Below are 17781 nucleotides of genomic sequence, written 5' to 3' on the forward strand. Positions count from 1 at the left end.
ATGGTGGCCATGTCGGCCGACTGAATTTAAAGATGACTATAGTAAGATTTGGCCCTCAGGTTCAGAGCCATTTCAATAAATCTATAGGAGCCAATTCGATGACCACGCGCGCAAGCGTGCTTTCCGACTGGCTCGCGCAACGCATCGACCGCGCGAACGGCCAGCCGATCTACCGTCAGTTGCATCGGCTGTTGCAGCAGGCGATCCTCACGCGCGAGCTTGCGGCGGGCGCGAAAGTGCCGTCGTCGCGGCTGCTGGCGGCGGAACTCGGCGTCGGGCGGAACACGGTGACGCAGGTGTACGAGCAACTCGCGCTCGAAGGCTACGTGTCGTCGGCGACGGGGCGCGGCACCTTCGTCGCGGACAGCACGCCCGACGACATCCTGTTCGACGACGCGCCGCTCGCTGCCGCTACGCAACCGGACACGCAATCGACGCTTTCGGTGCGCGGCGCGCGGCTGATTTCCGGTGCGGGCGTCTCGAAGCGCCAAGGCGGCGCGTTTATGCCGGGCGTGCCGGATGTGTCGCGTTTTCCGTCGCGCGTGTGGAACCGCCTGCACGCGAAATACTGGCGCAGGCCGCTGCCCGATCTGCTCACTTACGCGCCCGGCGGCGGCCACGCGGGCTTGCGCGACGCGCTCGCGCACTATTTGCGCACGTCGCGTTCGGTGCGTTGCATGCCGGAACAGATCATCGTGACGACGGGCATCCATCAGTCGATCGATCTCGCCGCGCGCCTGCTCGCGGATGCCGGCGACACGATCTGGACCGAAGACCCGTGCTACTGGGGCGTGCGCAGCGTGCTGCAGGTGTCGGGACTCGATCTCAAGGCGATTCCTGCCGACGCCGAAGGCATCGCGCCGACGCCCGCCGATCTCGCATCGCCGCCGAAGCTGATGCTGGTCACGCCGTCGCATCAATATCCGCTCGGCATGGTGATGAGTCTCGCGCGCCGCCGCATGCTGCTCGAATATGCGCGTCAGCATCGCTGCTGGATCGTTGAAGATGATTACGACAGCGAGTTCCGCTATGGCAGCCGGCCGCTTGCGTCGCTGCAGGGCATGGATACGGCGGGGCAGGTGATTTACGTCGGGAGTTTCGGCAAGACGCTGTTTCCGGGGCTGCGCATCGGATATATCGTCGTGCCGGAGGCGCTCGCGGCGAGTTTCGCCACGGCGAGCGCTGAGTTGTATCGCGAAGGGCAACTGTTGCAGCAGGCGGTGCTCGCGGAGTTCATCGAGCAGGGGCATTTCACGTCGCATATCCGGCGCATGCGGGCGCTTTATGGTCAGCGCCGCGACACGTTGCTGGCGACTATTGCGGCGCGTTATGGCGACACGCTCGCGATCGCCGGGGGGGATGCGGGGTTGCATCTTGTGCTCAAGTTGCCCAAGGGCGTGGACGATCGCGCGCTCGCTGCCGCTGCGCTGGCGCAGGACATCGTCGTGCGGCCGCTGTCGGGGTATTACGCGCATCGGCCGGATGCGGATTCGGGCTTGCTGATCGGCTATGCGTGTGTGCCGGATGAGGAGATTGGGTTGGCGTTTGGGAAGCTTGCGGGGGTGATTGATGGGTTTTTAGGGTGAAGCGGTCGAAAGTGCGCGATTGGCTTTGGTTTAGCTAGAAAAATGGTTCTCCACGGATTTCCAGAGAAGGGCGTTTATCGACCCATTTCAGCCGCAGGAGCCAGCGAAAATTAGCGTCGGATAGCGGCCGGCCACAGGACCTCATTGAGCGCTAGCGGCGTACCCACTCACGGGACGGCTTGTCGTTGTTGGTCATAGCTTCCGGCAACGATTCTCTTGCCGTGTCGATCTATGGAATTGGCTTCTGACAAGTACCAGTCGTGCTGTTTATATATTCCAAAGCCGCACGGTTCTTCGGGATTTCGGGGAAGGTGTGGAAAAGGAGACGCACAAGTTCCTCCTTACTGGCCGCTACAGCTTTGAACCGATCGGCAAAGTGGTCGGTCAATTCTAACAATGCATGCTTTTTCGCGAAGCTTCTTGCGATCTCAACTGCAGGCGAGTCAGGCAGGACATGACGCAAGAATGTCCAGTGAAGACAGACCGCGAGGCGCCGCTCGCCCTCAGGCACATCGGGAAGCGCCAAACAGACATCGTGCATCACTGTCTCCCAATGTTTGCGGCGATCAGGATGAAATTGAAGTTCCTCAGGAACGATCACTACGTGCTCGATGGCATTATCAAGAGCGCCCAGGGCATCCGAAAAACCTTTGTCCCACTCTTCGCTATCGGCTAAAGCAAGCTTTGGAACTCCGTCAACATGAAACCGCCGCACATGCAGCACTTCATGTCGAACCGCCCCATCGGGAAAGTATCCATTGGTCGGTGCAAAGAGTTGAATGCTTTGGGCATTGATGACGACTGCGAGTTTGCCCAGACCAGTAGTTCCGCCGTCATTCTGCGTCGGGTCGAGAATTACTTTGATTTCCGCACCCGCACCTTCCTCCACTTCAAGGACGAGCTGTTGGACTGGCTTACTAAGACGGGCAAGATACTCGGATTGCATATGCAGACGATGAGCGATATCTGACAGGCAGACACTACATGAAGGCTACCCGAAACCGGTCATGTGCGAATGTCCGTTCCTAGCCGACTACGGCCTAACCACAAGCGGTCCTCCCCGAAATTCTCCAGAGAACCCAAAAAAATCCCACACAGAACTGGAAACCTCCGCCCATCTGGAGGATCATGTGCGCCGTTTTCCACGTATCCGCATCATCTCCGCAAGGGCCTCCCCATGACGACTCCGTCCAACGCACACTTCACCGTCATCGCCGACCTCTCCGACGACGCCCCGTCGCTGCGCGCGATCCGCCACGACATCCACCGTCATCCGGAACTGTCCTACGAAGAGACACGCACCGCCGCGCTCGTCGCCGAGCGGCTGGAAGAGTGGGGCTGGCAGGTCACGCGCGGGGTCGGCGGCACGGGCGTCGTCGGCACCTTGAAAGCGGGCGATGGCGCGAAGAGCATCGGCCTGCGCGCCGACATGGACGCGCTGCCGATCATCGAGCAGACCGGCAAGCCCTACGCGAGCGAGACGCACGGCAAGATGCACGCATGCGGCCACGACGGTCACACGACGATGCTGCTCGGCGCCGCGCGCCATCTCGCGCGCACGCGGCGTTTCAACGGCACGGTGCATCTGTACTTTCAGCCGGCGGAAGAGCACGGCGTACCGAGCGGCGCGCAGCAGATGATCGCGGAAGGCCTGTTCGAACGCTTTCATTGCGATGCCGTGTTCGGCGTGCATAACCATCCCGGCGCGCAGCCGGGCACATTCCTGTTCCGCAAGGGGCCGTTCATGGCGGCGGGCGATCAGGTGTCGATCGTGATCGAAGGCGTCGGCGGGCACGCGGCGCGTCCGCATCTCTCGGTCGATCCGGTCGTCGTGACGGCGAGCATCGTGATGGCGCTGCAGACGATCGTCGCGCGCAATGTCGATCCGGCGCAGCCGGCGGTCGTCACGGTCGGCTCGATGCACGCGGGCACGGTCAATAACGTCATCCCGAACCGCGCGACGCTGGAACTGTCGGTGCGTTCGTTCGACCCGCAGGTGCGCGAGCTGCTCAAGCGCCGCATCAAGGAACTGGTCGAAGCGCAGGCCGCGAGCTACGGCGCGACGGCGACGGTGAAGTATCTGGAAGGCTATCCGGTGGTCGTCAATTCGGACGCGGAGACGGAATTCGCGATTCGGGTGGCGCGCGAGCTGGTCGGCGAGCAGAACGTCGTCGCGCACGCGGATTTGCTGATGGGCAGCGAGGATTTCGCGTTCATGCTGCAGGCGCGGCCGGGCTCGTTCCTGCGTCTCGGCAACGGTGCGGGCGAGGACGGCTGCATGGTCCACAACCCGCATTACGATTTCAACGACAAAAATCTGCCGATCGGCGCGGCGTACTGGGCGAGGCTCGTCGAACGATTCCTCGCCTGATCGAAAGCCTTACGCCGGCAGCCTGAAACTCCCGATCGCCTCGCGCAGCACATCCACCTGATCCTTCAGCGAATGCGCAGCGGCGGCCGCCTCTTCGACGAGCGCGGCGTTCTGCTGCGTCACCTGATCCATCTCGACAACGGCGCGGTTCACCTGCTCGATGCCCGCGCTCTGCTCGCGCGACGCGTGGCTGATCTCGTCGAGAATCTCGTTCACGCGGCGCACCGACTGCACGATCTCGGTCATGGTCGAGCCCGCGTTCGTCACGAGCGACGCGCCTTGCTGCACCGTCTGCGTCGAGGTCTCGATGAGCGCCTTGATCTCCTTCGCCGCCGTCGCCGAGCGCTGCGCGAGGCTGCGCACTTCGGCCGCCACGACCGCGAAGCCGCGTCCCTGTTCGCCCGCGCGCGCCGCTTCGACGGCCGCATTGAGCGCGAGGATGTTGGTCTGGAACGCGATGCCGTCGATCACGCCGATGATGTCGCCGATCTGCTGCGAACTCGCGGTGATGCGCGTCATCGTGTCGATCACGTCGTCGACGACGCCGCTTCCGCGCGTCGCCACGTCCGCCGCCTGCTCGGCGAGCCGCGCGGCCTGCGTGGCGCTGTCGGCATTGTTCTTCACGTTGGCGGTCATCTGATCCATGCTCGACGCGGTCTGCACGAGCGCGGCGGCCTGCTCCTCGGTGCGCTGCGACAGATCGGTATTGCCCGCCGCGATTTCCGACGCGCCCACGTTGATGTTCTCGGTGCCGTTGCGCACGCGCGAAACGGTCTCGACGAGCCCGCGCTGCATCACGCTGAGCGCGTGCAGGAGGCTGGTCGTGTCGTTCGGATGGACGTCGACGGCGCTCGTCAGGTCGCCGCGCGCGATGCGATGCGCCGCGCCGACCGCAAGCTCCAGTTCGCCGCCGAGATTGCGCCTGATGCTGCGCAGAACGACGAGCATCGCCGCCGTCGCGATGCCGCCGAGCAGCGCCGTGATCGCGAGCCAGCGCAACGCGCTCGCGTAGAACGCGCTCTGCACGTCGTCCATGTACATGCCCGTGACGAGATACCAGTCCCACTGCCCGAAGCGCTGCGAGTAGGAGAGCTTCGAAACCGGCTTGTCGCTGCCCGGCTTCGGCCACAGATAGCTGATGTAGCCGCCGCCCGGCTGATCGCCCGCCTTGACGATATCGACGAACAGGCGATTGCCCGCCGGATCGGTATAGGCCGACAGATCCTTCCCGTTCATGGCCGGCTTGATCGGGTGCATCACCATCGTCGGATGCGAATCGTTGATGGAGAGATAGCCGTCCGTGCCGTAACGGATCGCGCCGACCACTTCGAGCGCGCGTTTCTTCGCTTCTTCTTCAGTCAGCGTCTTGTTGGCCGCGAGGGCCGCGTAGTGCGCGGTGATGGCGTGCGCCTCGTTGACGAGGGTCTTCAGCTGCTCCTTGCGGTCGTCGATCATCGACGTGCGGTTTTGCCAGGCCCCGATGATCCCGATCGCGATCAAGCCGATCCACAGCACGGCGATCATCGAGCCGAGCTTTCTGTTCAACGTCATTCTGTTCATGTTGCGCCCGTCGCCTCTTTGCGTTGTCAGTTGCGACGGCGCATGCCGCCGCATGCCCGCTTTACGGCAGGCGCTGCGGCGGAATGTAGGGCGGGGATTACCCGTAGCTTTCAGAGACGACGGATCGGGTCCTTGTCGGGCGGCGCGTCGGGGTGCTGCGGCTCGTCCGGGCGATGGCCCGGCGAAGGCGGCGTGAGCGGATCGGCTTCCGGATCGCGGTTCGGGTCCGCGATGGGATCCGGAACGGGACTGGTCTGCATGTCGAATTTCATGGTGTCCCCCTGATGGGTGGATCGATGCTACGCGGATTCGTGCGCCGCCGGCATGTGCAGCGTGAACGGCTGGCCCGGATGCGCGTCGCCGGTGGTCGAGAGCGCGGCGCGGGCGCGCGCGACGATCGCGTCGCTGCCGGTGTCGCGCGGATGCTCGGCGAGCACGATATGCGGCGTGCCGAGCGCGCGGGCCGCGGCGACCGGCGAGGATGCGGCGGCATCGTCGGACAGGAGCAGGCGCGCGTTCGCGATCAGGCGCGGCAAAATCGCCGGCGCGACGGCGCCCGCGAGAAAGAGCGCGGCCGTCTGCATCGCGCCGAGCACGCCGGCGGTGCGCTCGGGTTCGGGCGCGTCGCCGACGATGGCGATCTGCCAGCCGTCGGCGGCGAGCTGATCGGCGACATCGGCGTAACGCTCGGCGGGCCAGGCGGGCGCCGCGTGGTGGCTGCCCGGATGAATCAGCACCAGACGCTCGCGCTCGATGCCGTGGAATGCGGCAAGTTCGGTGTAATCGGCATCGGACGGCGTGGCAGCTTCCGCGGATGGCGGCGGGGCGCACGGCTCGTCGGGAACGAGCGCGGTCGCGAGGTCGTCGCGCAACGTGGAAAGGGGAGTGGCTCGCATCCTGGCTCCTGCAAGTGACGTGGCCTGGTTTCGATGGTCCGCGCATTCGCGGAGGCTCGGGCGCTTGGCAAGCACCCGCCATGCCCGGAACGGTTGCGGCGCGTCACGCCGGACGGCGCGCGTGCCGCAGGGACAGAGTGCATCCCGGACCGTGACAGTTTGAGCGCCCGATGCGGCATCTGTCACGTATTGAAGGAGCCACGGCGGCCCTCGTCAAGCCGTGTGGTTTGAAGCGCCGATGAAAAAAGCCGCCGCCTCGCGATGGCGAGGCGGCGGCTCGATGTGCGGCTCGTGCGCGGCCGGCGGCGCTCAGGTTTCACCGTTGCCGTCGTCGGCGGGCAGCGTCTTCGGCGTGAACGCTTCGGCGCGGCGGCGGATGTCGTCGACTTCGCCGGTCACGAAGGTGCGGCTGTCGGCAGCGAGCGCCTGCTGGTAGGACATGCCTTCCGGCACGCGATGCAGCAGCGCGCGCAGCTCGCCTTGCGTCGTCTGCTCGACCGGCTCGAAATTGTAGAGGCCGAGTTCGAGTTCGGCGCGCTCGTGAAGGATGAACAGGCACGACGCGAACACCGCAACGGCGAGCACTTCCTGCAAGCCGAAGCGAAATTCGTGCGGCACCGGCGAAAACGGCAGCCACGCGATGACCGCCGCGCCCGCCAGCGCCAACGCGATCGTGGCGTTGAGCAGGATTTGCAGACGCGCGACGATGCGCTCGCGTTCGGTCTTCAGCTGCCCCGCCGATTTCGGCACGAGCGCAACGAGGGATTGTTGACGGCGGAGTTCTTCGAGCGGGAGAGCGGCCATGGAGGTGTGGTCGGGACCTTCGGTGAGCGCCAAAGCGGCGCGACACCGGTATAACGCGCGGCTTACAGGAACGTTGACGGCGCTTTCGTCTTGTTGCGACTCGTTTCGTCCTGTTGCATTTAGCGCGCGCGATTCTGGACGGGCGTGCGGATGGTCGCGGTGCCGTCCGCGATCTGCTGCGCGAAAACCAGCGCCTCGACGATCGTTCCGAAGACTTCCGCGCGTACGTGGTCGTCGGCGAGACGCAACAGATACGACGGGTGATAAGTCGGCACGATGATGTGTCCCTTGTGCTCGATGGTCTTGCCGAGATACTCGGACAGCGCCGTGCGATGCCCCGTGAGCGCCTTCAGCGCCGTCGCTCCGAGCGCGACGACGACTTTCGGCGCGACGCGTTTCAATTCTTCGTCGAGCCAGTAGCGGCAGGCTTCGCGCTCGCGCTGCGCGGGTGCGAGATGTGCGCGTTCCTCGCCGTGCGCTTCCCACTTGAAGTGCTTCACCGCGTTGGTCAGATACAGCGATGCGCGCGCGATCTGCGCTTCGGCGAGCGCATCGTCGAGCAGCTTGCCCGCCGGGCCGACGAACGGCTGGCCCGCGCGGTCTTCCTGATCGCCCGGCTGCTCGCCGACGAGCATCACGCGCGCATCGGCGGGACCGACGCCCGGCACGGCCTGCGTCGCGTTGCGCCAGAGCGCGCAGCGCCGGCACGCGTCGAGCGACGGCGGTTCGGTGAGCAGCGTGCCCTTGATCGGCTCCAGATCCGTGTTGATGGCCACTTCCATCTCGGGCGGCACGTTGCGCGGGTGGCGCTCGCGCCGCGAATAGGGATCGGCGCGGGAAATGAGCGCAGGGTCGGTGCGCGCGTTCTCCGGGCTTTTCCAGTAGCGCACCGGCATGTGCGACGCCATTTCGGCGGCGTTCGCCTGCGCCGGCGCGAACGTGCTCTCGTAATACGCGAGCCAGAGCGCCTCGATGGCGTCGCCGCTCACCGCTTCGCCGCTCATTGCGGTATCGCCGAAGTCCATTGGCTTTTCCTCCGGCTCGCTCGTGCGATCCACGCGCAGCAGCGCGCCGTCCCAGAAGGCGGCGCCGTGCGGCGTGGCGATCATCCACGTGGCGCTGCCCATGCGCGTGGCGAAGTGCAGCGCGGCGTGCTCCAGCAGGTCGTGCACCGGCTCGAACCAGCTGATGAACTCGGGCGGCCCGAGCGACGAATCGCGATGCCTGAAACGCAGCACCTTGCGCATTTCGCGCTCCTCGGCCTCCACCGTTTCGATCATCTGGCGCAGCCGATGCCCGTCCGCGTCATCCGGCGACGCGATCGCGCGGTCGCCCTGCGTCCAGCGCCACAGCGCCTTGTACAGAAACGGCCAGCGGTCCGGCGCGCGATAGCACGCCGCCGTTCCCAGCATGGCGAGAAATTCGCGCGCGACCCTGACCGGCTTCTTCGCGTTCGGGTCCACCGAACCGGGCGCAGGCGGATCGATGCAGCCGAACACCGTCGCCGAGGCATCCGACTCGCGCCACAGCACGTCCTCCGGCCGCACGCCCTCTGTCAGGAGATTGCGCGCTTCGGTACGCCAGGCTGCAAACGATGGATCGATGGTGACGCTTTTCATCGGCGAGCGGAATCAGAAAAGTACTGTATATCCATACAGTAATTCTATCGATATCCGCTGCTTTGCGGCAACTTTTTGGGCGGCGTTTCGGTTGATGAAACATGGGAACGGCCATTGCTGAAAACGATCCATCGCCGCTATCGATTGCTTGTCGATGGTGGCCGACCCATCGGAAACCGGAGCCGACATGCTTGCGATCGTTATTCCTGCTCACAACGAAGCCGCGCATATCGGCGCGTGCGTGGCGGCCGCGCGGCGCGCCGCGGATCATCATCAACTGCTCGGCGAGGCGGCGCGCGTGATCGTCGTGGCCGACACCTGCACCGACCAGACCGGCGACATCGCGCGGGCGCTCGGCGCGGACGTCGCGTGCATCGAGGCGCGCAATGTCGGCGTCGCGCGGGCGCATGGCGCCCAGCGGGCGCTGGCGCTGGGCGCGCGCTGGCTCGCGTTCACCGATGCCGATACGACCGTCGCGGAAGACTGGCTCGTGCGCCAGCTCGACTGCTGCGCGGACGCAGTGTGCGGCGTGATCGGCGTGCACGACTGGTCGCCGCATATCGGCGCGGTGCGGGAGCACTTCGGACGCACCTATACCGACGCGGACGGGCATCGGCATATTCATGGCGCGAATCTGGGCGTGGCGGCGAAGGCGTATTTGCAGGCGGGCGGTTTTCCTCCGCTGGAGTCGAGCGAGGATGTGGCGCTCGTCGAGGCGCTTGTCGCGATCGGCGCGCGGATCGAGTGGAGCGCGTCGCCGCGCGTGGTGACGAGTGCGCGGACGGATTTTCGGGCCAGAAAGGGATTCGGTGCGACGTTGCTTGATGTCAGCAGGCGTTATCTGCCGATTGGCGGCGGCGTCGATTCGGCCGATAACGTGGCGATTGCTGCTTGAAGCGGGTCAATCGCCGAGCGCTTCTTGAATGCCGATGTCGCTCTTTCCGCGCATTACCGTGCCGGTCAGAAACGCGGTGAGCACGCTGACGAGCAGCGTGACGGCAACCGCGATGGCGACGCCGTCGTGACCGTGTTCGGCGAGTTCATAAACGAGCCCGAAGCCGATCAATACGAGAAAGCCAGCGATGAACTGCGCGCGGATATCCTTGCGGATCGACCCGCGCAGGCTCAGGGCTTCGATTTTCCGCGCGTGCTCGCTGTTCATCTGAAACTCGTCGACGATCAGCCGCCCGGCGCCCGGCACGATGCGGTCGTATTGCGCGAGATGGTCGGGCGGCGGCATTGGTCCGCGGAACGAGTGCGCCTGCACCGCCACTGTGACCGACGCCCTTTCAGGCGCGATCGCAGGCTCTGCTACTTCGCCTCGAACGGGTTCGGCAATGTACCGGATCGTGCGCTCCTCAACGGCGTCGCTCATTCTGACCATACCCTTCGATCGTGCCGTTCAGTTCCGACATGGTTCTCGCCCACGCGCGGTCCACCATTTCGGCGGCGGACCTGCGCGGATAAGCCGACCGGTAATCCGTTGGCGGATTGATCGCAAACGTGCGCGCCAGCGCATCCGCAACGCGCCGCATTTCGCTCCAGAATGTCATGTGATGCTCCCGTGAAAAGTTTGTCCGCCGCGCGACCGGGCCGATCGCGTGGAATTGATCCTACCATTTACTTAATGACCCGAATCAATCGGCCGAATGGCCAGGGCGCTTTTCAGACAATCACACAGAGAGCGAGCGTACGCCCTTCAACCCCGCGCCAGATCGCTCGGCAGATCGACATCCCGCAACACGTTCGCATCATCGACTTCGACGACGAGCGGCGCATGCGTCGAAAAGATCCCTCGTGCGCCCGCATCGCCATCGAGCGCGGCAAGCGCCTCGCGATGCGCGAGGCCGAACCCCGCCGGATGCCCACGCTGACCGCGATAGAACGGCGCCACCAGCCCGGCGCCCTGATCGAGCGGCCGCGCGACGGCTTCGATCGTCGCGGGCTCGATCCAGGGCATGTCGCCCAACGCGACGAGCCAGCCATCGGCCTCGGACGTCGCCCGCACGGCGGCGGCGAGCGTCGCGCCCATGCCGCGCTCGGCGTCGATGCTGAAGATGACGTTGCAGCCCGCTTCGTTGAGCACATCGGCGAGCTTTTCGGCGCCCGGACGCACGACCGCGACGACTTCGGCGACGACCGCGAGCAGCCTGCGCGCCGACTGAAACACGACGGGCGTGCCGTCGGGCAGGGTGGCGAGCAGCTTGTTGTGGCGTCCGGACGGATCGAAGCGAGTGCCCAGACCCGCCGCCAGCAGAATGCCGGTCGCGTTCGACGAATAGCTCATCGCGGCTGCTCGCTTGGGGATTGAATCAGGAATTGTGCGGCGCATCGAAGCGCGCCGCAAGCATAAAAAAGCACGCGACGGCCCCGGCGGCCGCCACGTGCGTCGTTTCACGACACGTTACGTCACGATCGGCGGCAATAGCTTGTCGAGCGTGATCGGCAGGTCGCGCACGCGCACGCCCGTCGCGTGATACACCGCGTTGCCGAGCGCGCCCGCCACGCCCGTGATGCCGATCTCGCCGATTCCCCGCGCGCCGTGCGGATTGATATGCGGATCGGGCCGGCCGACGAACGAGATATCCAGCATGCCGATATCCGCGTTCACCGGCACGTGATACTCCGCGAGATTCGCGTTGGTGTAGCGCCCGTAGCGCACATCGAGTTCGCTCTTTTCGAACAGCGCCGAGCCGACGCCCCACACGATGCCGCCCATCAACTGGCTGTGCGCGGTCTTCTCGTTGAACAGCGTGCCGACGTCGTACACCCCGACGATGCGCGGCACGCGAACGATCCCGAGGTCCGCATCGACATGCACTTCCGCGAACACCGCGCCGAACGAGTGGAACGCGTACTGCTTTTTCTCGTCGCCGGGACGCGTCGTGGCGACCGCTTCGATCGCGCGGCCGCCGTTGCGCGCGATCACCGCGGCGGCCGGATCGCGTCTGTCGGGATTCGACAGGCTCACGACCCAGCCGTTGGACACCGTCACGTCCTCGCGCGCGAGACCGGTGACGGGCGATCCGCGATCCGCGAGCGCCATCGCGATGAGCTGGTCGCGCGCCTGCATCGACGCCGCCCGCACCGCCGGCGACACGCTCGCGGCCGATTGCGAGCCGCCCGACACCGGGGCCTTCGGCAGCGACGAATCGCCGAGCGCGAAGCGCACGTAATCGAGCGGAAAGCCGAGCGCGTCGGCGGCGATCTGCGTCATGATCGTGTAGGTGCCCGTGCCGAGATCCTGCGTGCCGGAGGCGACCATCGCGGTGCCGTCGGGGAGGATGCGCGCGAGCGCCGACGCCTCGCTGCGGTTCGCCGGATACGTCGCCGTGCCCACGCCCCAGCCGATCAGCGTGTTGCCCTCGCGCATCGACTTCGGCGCCGCGCTGCGGCGCGACCAGCCGAATTTCTCCGCACCCTGCTGGTAACACTCGAGCAGCGATTTCTCCGACCACGGCTTCTTTTCCTGCGGCTCCATGTTCGCGTGATTGCGGACGCGAAACGCGAGCGGATCCATCTTCAACTGATACGCCATTTCGTCCATCGCCGTTTCGAGCGCGAACGAGCCGCTCGTCTCGCCGGGCGCGCGCATGAAAGTCGGCGTGCCGATATCGAGCTTCACGAGTTTGTGCGATGTCGACTGATTCGGCACCGCGTAGAGCATGCGCGTGACGATCGCGGAACTCTCGGTCCAGTCCTCGAAGGTCGAGGTCGTCGAGATCACGTCGTGACGCATGCCGGTCATGATGCCGTCGTCGCGCGCGCTCACCTGGATGCGCTGCTCCGTGTACGGACGGTTGCCGATCATGCCGAACATCTGCGGGCGTTCGAGCACGAGCTTGACGGGCCGGCCGGTCTGCTTCGCCGCCATCGCCGCGAGCACGACGTGCGACCACGCCGAGCCCTTGCAGCCGAAGCCGCCGCCGACGAACGGGCAAATCACGCGCACGTTGTCATCCGGAATGCCGAAGAACTTCGCCACCGCGCTGCGCGCGCCGGACACGCCTTGCGTCGCGTCGTAGAGCGTGAGGTTGGGGCCGTCCCAGCGGGCGAGCGTCGCGTGCGGCTCCATCGGATTGTGATGCTCGTAGGGCGTCGTGTAGACCGCGTCGAGGCGCGTCGGGCCCTGACGCAAGCCGGCGTCGACATCGCCGCGCCTGGTCGTGATCGCGCGGCCCATCATCTTTTCCGGCTGATAGGCCTGCGCCTTCGCGCGTTCGAAATCCGCGGTGGGCATCGCGGCTTCGTAGCGCACGTCGACGTAACGCGCCGCGCCCTGCGCATGTTCCAGCGAATCCGCAACGACCACCGCGACCGGCTCGTTGCTGTAGCGCACCTCGCTGGTCTGCAAAAGCGTGAGCTTGCGCACGGCGGGCGGCTGCGCATCGGGGACGCCGTTGTTGGGCAGGCGCATCGCGTTCTGATACGTCATCACGAGCAGCACGCCGGGCAGCGCCTGCGCGCGGCTCGTGTCGATCGACGCGATGCGGCCTTTCGCGACCGTGCTCGTCACGATGACCGCGTGCGCAAGCTTGGCGTCGGTGTTGTCGGCCGAATAGCGCGCCTGGCCCGTGACCTTCAGCACGCCATCGGTGCGATCGAGCGGTTTTCCGATGAAAGTCATGCGACACCTCCGGCCTGTTGAACCGCCCGCACGATGGCGCGCTGCGCGAGCGCGACCTTGAAGGCGTTGTCACGCTGCGGCTGTGCGCCCTGCACGGCGAGCGCGGCGGCGGTTTGCAGCGTCGGCCTGTCGAGCGGTTTGCCGATGAGCGCGCGTTCCGTCGCGTTCGCGCGCCACGGCTTGTGCGCGACGCCGCCGAGCGCGATGCGCGCGTTAGTAACGGTGTTGCCATCCATCTGCAAGGCCGCCGCGACCGATACGAGCGCGAATGCATAGCTCGCCCGGTCACGCACCTTCAGATATTTCGAATGCCCGGCGAAAAGCGGCGGCGGCAGATCGACCGATGTAATCAGTTCGCCCGCCTGCAAGGTCGTATCGAGATCCGGCCGGTCGCCCGGCAGCCGATGAAACTCCGCGAACGCGATCGTCCGTTCGCCGTTCGGGCCGGTCACGCGCACGACGGCATCGAGCGCCGCGAGCGCGACACTCATGTCGGAGGGATTCGTCGCGATGCATTGACGGCTCGCGCCGAGAATCGCGTGCATGCGGTTGTGGCCGTCGATCGCCGCGCAGCCGCTGCCTGGCGCGCGCTTGTTGCATTGAGGAAAGCCGGTATCGTAGAAATAGGCGCAGCGCGTGCGCTGCATCAGATTGCCGCCGACGGTCGCCATGTTGCGCAATTGCGCCGATGCGCCCGCGAGCAGCGCCTGCGACAGCAGCGGATAACGCTCGCGCACCCACGCGTGATTTGCCGCGTCGCTGTTGCGCACGAGCGCGCCGAGGCGCAGGCCGCCGTCGGGCAGGGCGGTGATGCCGTTGAGCGCATCGATGTGCGTGATGTCGACGAGTTTCATCGGCCGCATCACGCCGCCTTTCATGAGATCGAGCAGGTTCGTGCCGCCGCCGATGAACATCGCGCCCGGCTGGCTCGCCGCGGCGAGCGCGGCGTTGATGTCGGCGGCGCGCTGATAGGAGATCGAGTCCATGTGCGTCTCCTTCAGGCGTTGCCCGACGCGACGGCTTTCACCGCCGCGACGATGTTCGGATACGCGCCGCAGCGGCAGATGTTGCCGCTCATGCGCTCGCGGATTTCATCGTCGGACAGTTGCGCCGGGCGAAAGCGCACGTCGGCGGTGACCGCGCTGGCATCGCCGGCGCGGTATTCGTCGATGAGCGCCGTAGCCGAGCACAACTGCCCAGGCGTACAGTAGCCGCACTGAAAGGCGTCCTTCTCGATGAACGCGCGCTGGATCGGCGCGAGCGTGTCGCCGTCGGGGGCGAGGCCTTCGACGGTCGTGACGGCTTCGCCGTCGTGCATCACGGCAAGCGTGAGACACGAGTTGATGCGCCGGCCCGACACGATTACCGTGCACGCGCCGCACTGGCCGCGGTCGCAGCCTTTCTTCGTGCCGGTGAGGTTTGCGTATTCGCGCAGGGCGTCGAGCAGCGTCGTGCGCGCTTCCACCTGCAACTCGTACGGGTGGCCGTTGATGGTGAGCTTTACGGGCATCATCGGCGCGGCGGCGGGCGGCGGCGCGATTGCTGGCGTCGCGGCTTGCTGTTGCGCATGCGCGAGCGGCGCGGCGCTGACGGCGGCGGCCGCTGCGGCCGATTGCAGGAAACGTCGGCGCGACGGCTTTTGCGCCGTGTCGCTGGCGTCGTGGGGATGAGTATCGGCTGGGGACATGGCGATCGGTTGCTCCTCGCTCGTTCGGAAGGGCGCCGCGCTGGCTCGAATCTTCATGGGCTTCCGCTCGCGACCGACTGCGACGTCGGTGCTCGAGCGCCGATGCTCGGGTCCTGTGCGGTGTGTGGGATGCGCGGGCGCGCGCGTACGGCGATCTGCAAGCCGATCGAACGTTCGACCCCGCGACGGCGAGCAATCAGCAAGTCCGATGCCATGCGCGCGATCGGCAGGCGTTGCGGTGCTTCGCCCGAAACGGCGCGAGACGGTCGCGCGTAAATGCTGCATGCACAGGTAAATCCTGCGCTTTCATGTCACAGGGAACATGGCGAAATTGCCATATTCCCGCGACGCTCAACGTCCCGGGTACATCGCCGGTGGATTGCGCGCCGAATTTGCGGGACCGTAGGGATCGGGATTGCCGAAGCGCGGGATCGTGCCGTCGATGCGCGCGCGGGCGAGATCGGCGCGCACTTCGGCGCGCGTGCGCGGCGCATTCGACGTCATCGCCATTTGCGCGGGCATCGGCTGCTGCATCGTCGGCTGGGGCGCGCCGCCCGCGTTCATTTGTGCCGCTGCGTTCGCGCTCAGAACGCAAGCCGCGCACGCCGCCAGCCAGATTGTCGTTTTCATGCTCGCTCTCCCGTAGTCATCTATCGACGTATACGCGTTCGAATGGAAAACGGATGAAGCGTCGTGTTTAGTCCGCAACTAACTGTCTTTAATCGCGACGACCGCACATTCATTTGACGAGCGCGAGCACGTCCCTGAACCGCGGATGCCTGAAACTGCCGAGCCAGCCAAAGATCGCCGTCTCCACGGTCGTGAGCCGCGCGCCGTCTTGTTGCGCCCGTTCGAGCGCGACGGCGCGATCATCCGCGCGGCGCGACGCGACCGCGTCCGCGACATACTCCACGCGATAGCCGAGCCGCAGCAGCCCGAGCACGGTCAACAGCACGCACACATGTGCTTCTGCGCCAGCCACCCACAGCGTGGCGGGCGCGGGCGGCAGTGCATCGACGAAGGCGGGCGCGAGCGTCGCATCGAAGGTGTGCTTCTCGATGACCTTCGCCGACCGAAGATCATCCAGCAACGCCTCCACGGTCCCACCGAGCCCTTGCGGATTCTGCTCCGTGACGACCACCGGCACGTCGAGCAGATTCGCCGCGCGCAGCAACGTGCCGACGCGCGCAGCCAGGCGCTCGCCGCCGTCGAGATGCGGCAGCAGCCGCGCCTGCATGTCGACGATGACGAGCATCGCTTAAGCCTCGCTCTCCATGATCCGGTCGATCAGACGCGCGTTCTCGCCTGCCGAGCCGATGCCCGCGTGCTTGGCCATCGGCACGAAGAAATGCGTCGCGATCGGCAGTTTCGAGCGCTCGAGCCAGTTGGTCAGATGCGCGCCGAGCCGCCTGGCCGGGGTTTTCAGCTCCTCGCGCAGCACGCCGGGCAGTTTTTCGAAGTGACGCATGTCCGTCTGATACGGCTCGGGCGCGACGCACAGCGCGTTGGGCCGGCCATCGACATCGAGCGGCAGACGCTCCAGCGCCTGATGCAGCAGCGCGACGCCCAGACCTTCGCCGCGCCACGGCTTGCGCACTTCCCACAGGCTGATATAGATCACGCGATGCGCGTTGAAGACTTCGCACAGCCGCTCGGGCCCGAGCGCCTCGGTGGCCGCCAGCGCGAGCGAGAGCATCTCGCCCGAGTACGTGTCGAGCGTATAGACGAGATCGGCGCTGCTCGTGAGCGGCGGGACCTTGACGAGTTGCAGCCGCACCGCCGCCGCGACGATGTCGCTGCCCGCCTCGTGAAACACGGCGAACGCGGTGCCGAGACGTTCGTCATCGACCTGCGGATATTCGTGGCGGTAGGTCATCGTGAACAGAAACGGCCCGATCTTCTCGCGATAGGCGAGCGGCCGGTCGACGTCGTACACATCGACGCCGTCGAGGCCGTAGGGATCGTAATCGCGCTTCTCACGCCGCGCGCCGTTCTGCACGGCGGCAGCGAGCGCCGCGAGCGGACGGCGCGATTCGGGCACGAGATCCTCTGGCAAACCTTCCCACGTGAGACGCAGGAATTCTCGGCCGCCGCGATAGTGCGTTTCGAAGAGCGAGAGCACCGGCTCGCTCGCGGCTGGATCGAGGATGCGCTGGGCGCATTCGTAGGCGCGGTCGAGGAGCTGATCGGCTTCGGCGGGATCGGGGGCGAGGTGCGGCTCGCTGCCCTGAGGAACTGCGGGCAAGCCTCTTGCGAGACGTTCCTTGTGCGCGAGTTCGAGCCACTCGTCGGCAGCGCGCTCGGCGATGAAACCCGCCGCGATGCGATACCCCGTCAGCACGATCGACTGGCCGGTGCGTCCGAGCGGGAACACGTATTCGTCGTTCATGGCGTCGTCGACGGTGACGCCGCGAAAGGTTTCGCGTGGCGCGCTCACGTTCGCCGCCGCATCGAAGCGATCGTGCGACAGCACGTGGGCGAGCAGGTCGGACGCGGCGGGACCGAACTCCGATCCGGCGCCGGGGAGCAGCTTCAGGAGGGACAAGGTACTCGTGGTGCTGGTGGTGCCGGCCGTGCTCGATGTGCTCATGAGTGCCATCTCCGATCGTGAAGGGCTATCGTAACAAACCG

Annotated in this window: 18 protein-coding genes; 3 read left to right on the forward strand and 15 right to left on the reverse strand. The window is 66.0% G+C overall.

Annotated elements, in window-relative coordinates; genetic code table 11:
* Nucleotides 1-98 precede the first annotated feature (98 nt).
* Nucleotides 99-1586, forward strand: a complete 1488-nt coding sequence (gene pdxR / locus BTHE68_RS14870) for a MocR-like pyridoxine biosynthesis transcription factor PdxR (protein WP_162067111.1) — start codon at nt 99-101, stop codon at nt 1584-1586.
* A 229-nt stretch (nt 1587-1815) separates the two neighbouring features.
* Here pdxR and BTHE68_RS14875 read toward each other — a convergent pair whose 3' ends face one another.
* A complete protein-coding gene (locus tag BTHE68_RS14875) occupies nt 1816-2532 on the reverse strand; it encodes a hypothetical protein (RefSeq protein ID WP_162067112.1) in 717 nt (238 codons plus the stop codon).
* 231 nt (nt 2533-2763) lie between these two features.
* On the opposite strand from BTHE68_RS14875, the gene BTHE68_RS14880 reads away from it, so the two are divergent.
* Complete coding sequence (locus BTHE68_RS14880) at nt 2764-3957, forward strand: M20 aminoacylase family protein (RefSeq protein ID WP_162067113.1); 1194 nt, start codon at nt 2764-2766, stop codon at nt 3955-3957.
* A gap of 9 nt (nt 3958-3966) precedes the next feature.
* Here the strand turns inward: BTHE68_RS14880 and BTHE68_RS14885 are convergent, their stop codons facing one another.
* From BTHE68_RS14885 to BTHE68_RS14900, 5 genes are all read right to left on the reverse strand, one after another.
* A complete protein-coding gene (locus BTHE68_RS14885; protein WP_162068206.1) occupies nt 3967-5508 on the reverse strand; it encodes a methyl-accepting chemotaxis protein in 1542 nt (513 codons plus the stop codon).
* Between the two features lie 119 nt (nt 5509-5627).
* Nucleotides 5628-5789 carry a hypothetical protein gene (locus tag BTHE68_RS36615; RefSeq protein ID WP_174258043.1) on the reverse strand — a complete coding sequence of 54 codons (162 nt, stop codon included), beginning with the start codon at nt 5787-5789 and terminating at the stop codon, nt 5628-5630.
* A gap of 27 nt (nt 5790-5816) precedes the next feature.
* On the reverse strand, nt 5817-6413 hold the full coding sequence (locus BTHE68_RS14890; RefSeq protein ID WP_162067114.1) for a glycosyltransferase family 9 protein: 597 nt from the start codon (nt 6411-6413) through the stop codon (nt 5817-5819).
* A gap of 309 nt (nt 6414-6722) precedes the next feature.
* Nucleotides 6723-7217, reverse strand: coding sequence for a hypothetical protein (locus BTHE68_RS14895; RefSeq protein ID WP_061174591.1), 495 nt, complete (start codon nt 7215-7217; stop codon nt 6723-6725).
* Between the two features lie 119 nt (nt 7218-7336).
* On the reverse strand, nt 7337-8836 hold the full coding sequence (locus BTHE68_RS14900; RefSeq protein ID WP_162067115.1) for a UdgX family uracil-DNA binding protein: 1500 nt from the start codon (nt 8834-8836) through the stop codon (nt 7337-7339).
* A 187-nt stretch (nt 8837-9023) separates the two neighbouring features.
* Between BTHE68_RS14900 and BTHE68_RS14905 the strand changes: the two genes are divergently transcribed.
* Nucleotides 9024-9731, forward strand: a complete 708-nt coding sequence (locus BTHE68_RS14905; protein WP_162067116.1) for a glycosyltransferase family 2 protein — start codon at nt 9024-9026, stop codon at nt 9729-9731.
* A gap of 6 nt (nt 9732-9737) precedes the next feature.
* Here BTHE68_RS14905 and BTHE68_RS14910 read toward each other — a convergent pair whose 3' ends face one another.
* The 9 genes from BTHE68_RS14910 to BTHE68_RS14950 form a co-directional block, all read right to left on the reverse strand.
* Entirely contained in the window at nt 9738-10076 is a 339-nt protein-coding gene (locus BTHE68_RS14910; RefSeq protein ID WP_232077998.1) for a DUF2335 domain-containing protein, read from the reverse strand.
* Between the two features lie 118 nt (nt 10077-10194).
* Nucleotides 10195-10389 (reverse strand): hypothetical protein, encoded by a 195-nt coding sequence (locus BTHE68_RS14915; protein ID WP_162067118.1) that lies wholly within the window; start codon nt 10387-10389, stop codon nt 10195-10197.
* Between the two features lie 146 nt (nt 10390-10535).
* A complete protein-coding gene (locus BTHE68_RS14920) occupies nt 10536-11123 on the reverse strand; it encodes a nucleotidyltransferase family protein (protein ID WP_162067119.1) in 588 nt (195 codons plus the stop codon).
* 117 nt (nt 11124-11240) lie between these two features.
* On the reverse strand, nt 11241-13463 hold the full coding sequence (locus BTHE68_RS14925; RefSeq protein ID WP_162067120.1) for a xanthine dehydrogenase family protein molybdopterin-binding subunit: 2223 nt from the start codon (nt 13461-13463) through the stop codon (nt 11241-11243).
* Nucleotides 13460-14449 carry an FAD binding domain-containing protein gene (locus tag BTHE68_RS14930; protein ID WP_162067121.1) on the reverse strand — a complete coding sequence of 330 codons (990 nt, stop codon included), beginning with the start codon at nt 14447-14449 and terminating at the stop codon, nt 13460-13462. Before BTHE68_RS14930 ends, BTHE68_RS14925 begins: the two co-directional genes overlap by 4 nt.
* A gap of 11 nt (nt 14450-14460) precedes the next feature.
* Nucleotides 14461-15150, reverse strand: a complete 690-nt coding sequence (locus tag BTHE68_RS14935) for a 2Fe-2S iron-sulfur cluster-binding protein (RefSeq protein WP_162067122.1) — start codon at nt 15148-15150, stop codon at nt 14461-14463.
* Nucleotides 15151-15501: 351 nt separating this feature from the next.
* The gene (locus BTHE68_RS14940) at nt 15502-15780 is read right to left on the reverse strand and encodes a DUF4148 domain-containing protein (RefSeq protein ID WP_162067123.1); all 279 of its coding nucleotides are present in this window, start codon (nt 15778-15780) and stop codon (nt 15502-15504) included.
* 109 nt (nt 15781-15889) lie between these two features.
* Nucleotides 15890-16405, reverse strand: coding sequence for an isochorismatase family protein (locus BTHE68_RS14945; protein WP_162067124.1), 516 nt, complete (start codon nt 16403-16405; stop codon nt 15890-15892).
* Between the two features lie 3 nt (nt 16406-16408).
* Nucleotides 16409-17740 (reverse strand): inositol monophosphatase, encoded by a 1332-nt coding sequence (locus tag BTHE68_RS14950; RefSeq protein ID WP_162067125.1) that lies wholly within the window; start codon nt 17738-17740, stop codon nt 16409-16411.
* Between the last annotated feature and the right edge of the window lie 41 nt (nt 17741-17781).

The sequence above is a fragment of the Burkholderia sp. THE68 genome (assembly GCF_009938265.1).
In the GTDB taxonomy this organism is placed as follows: domain Bacteria; phylum Pseudomonadota; class Gammaproteobacteria; order Burkholderiales; family Burkholderiaceae; genus Caballeronia.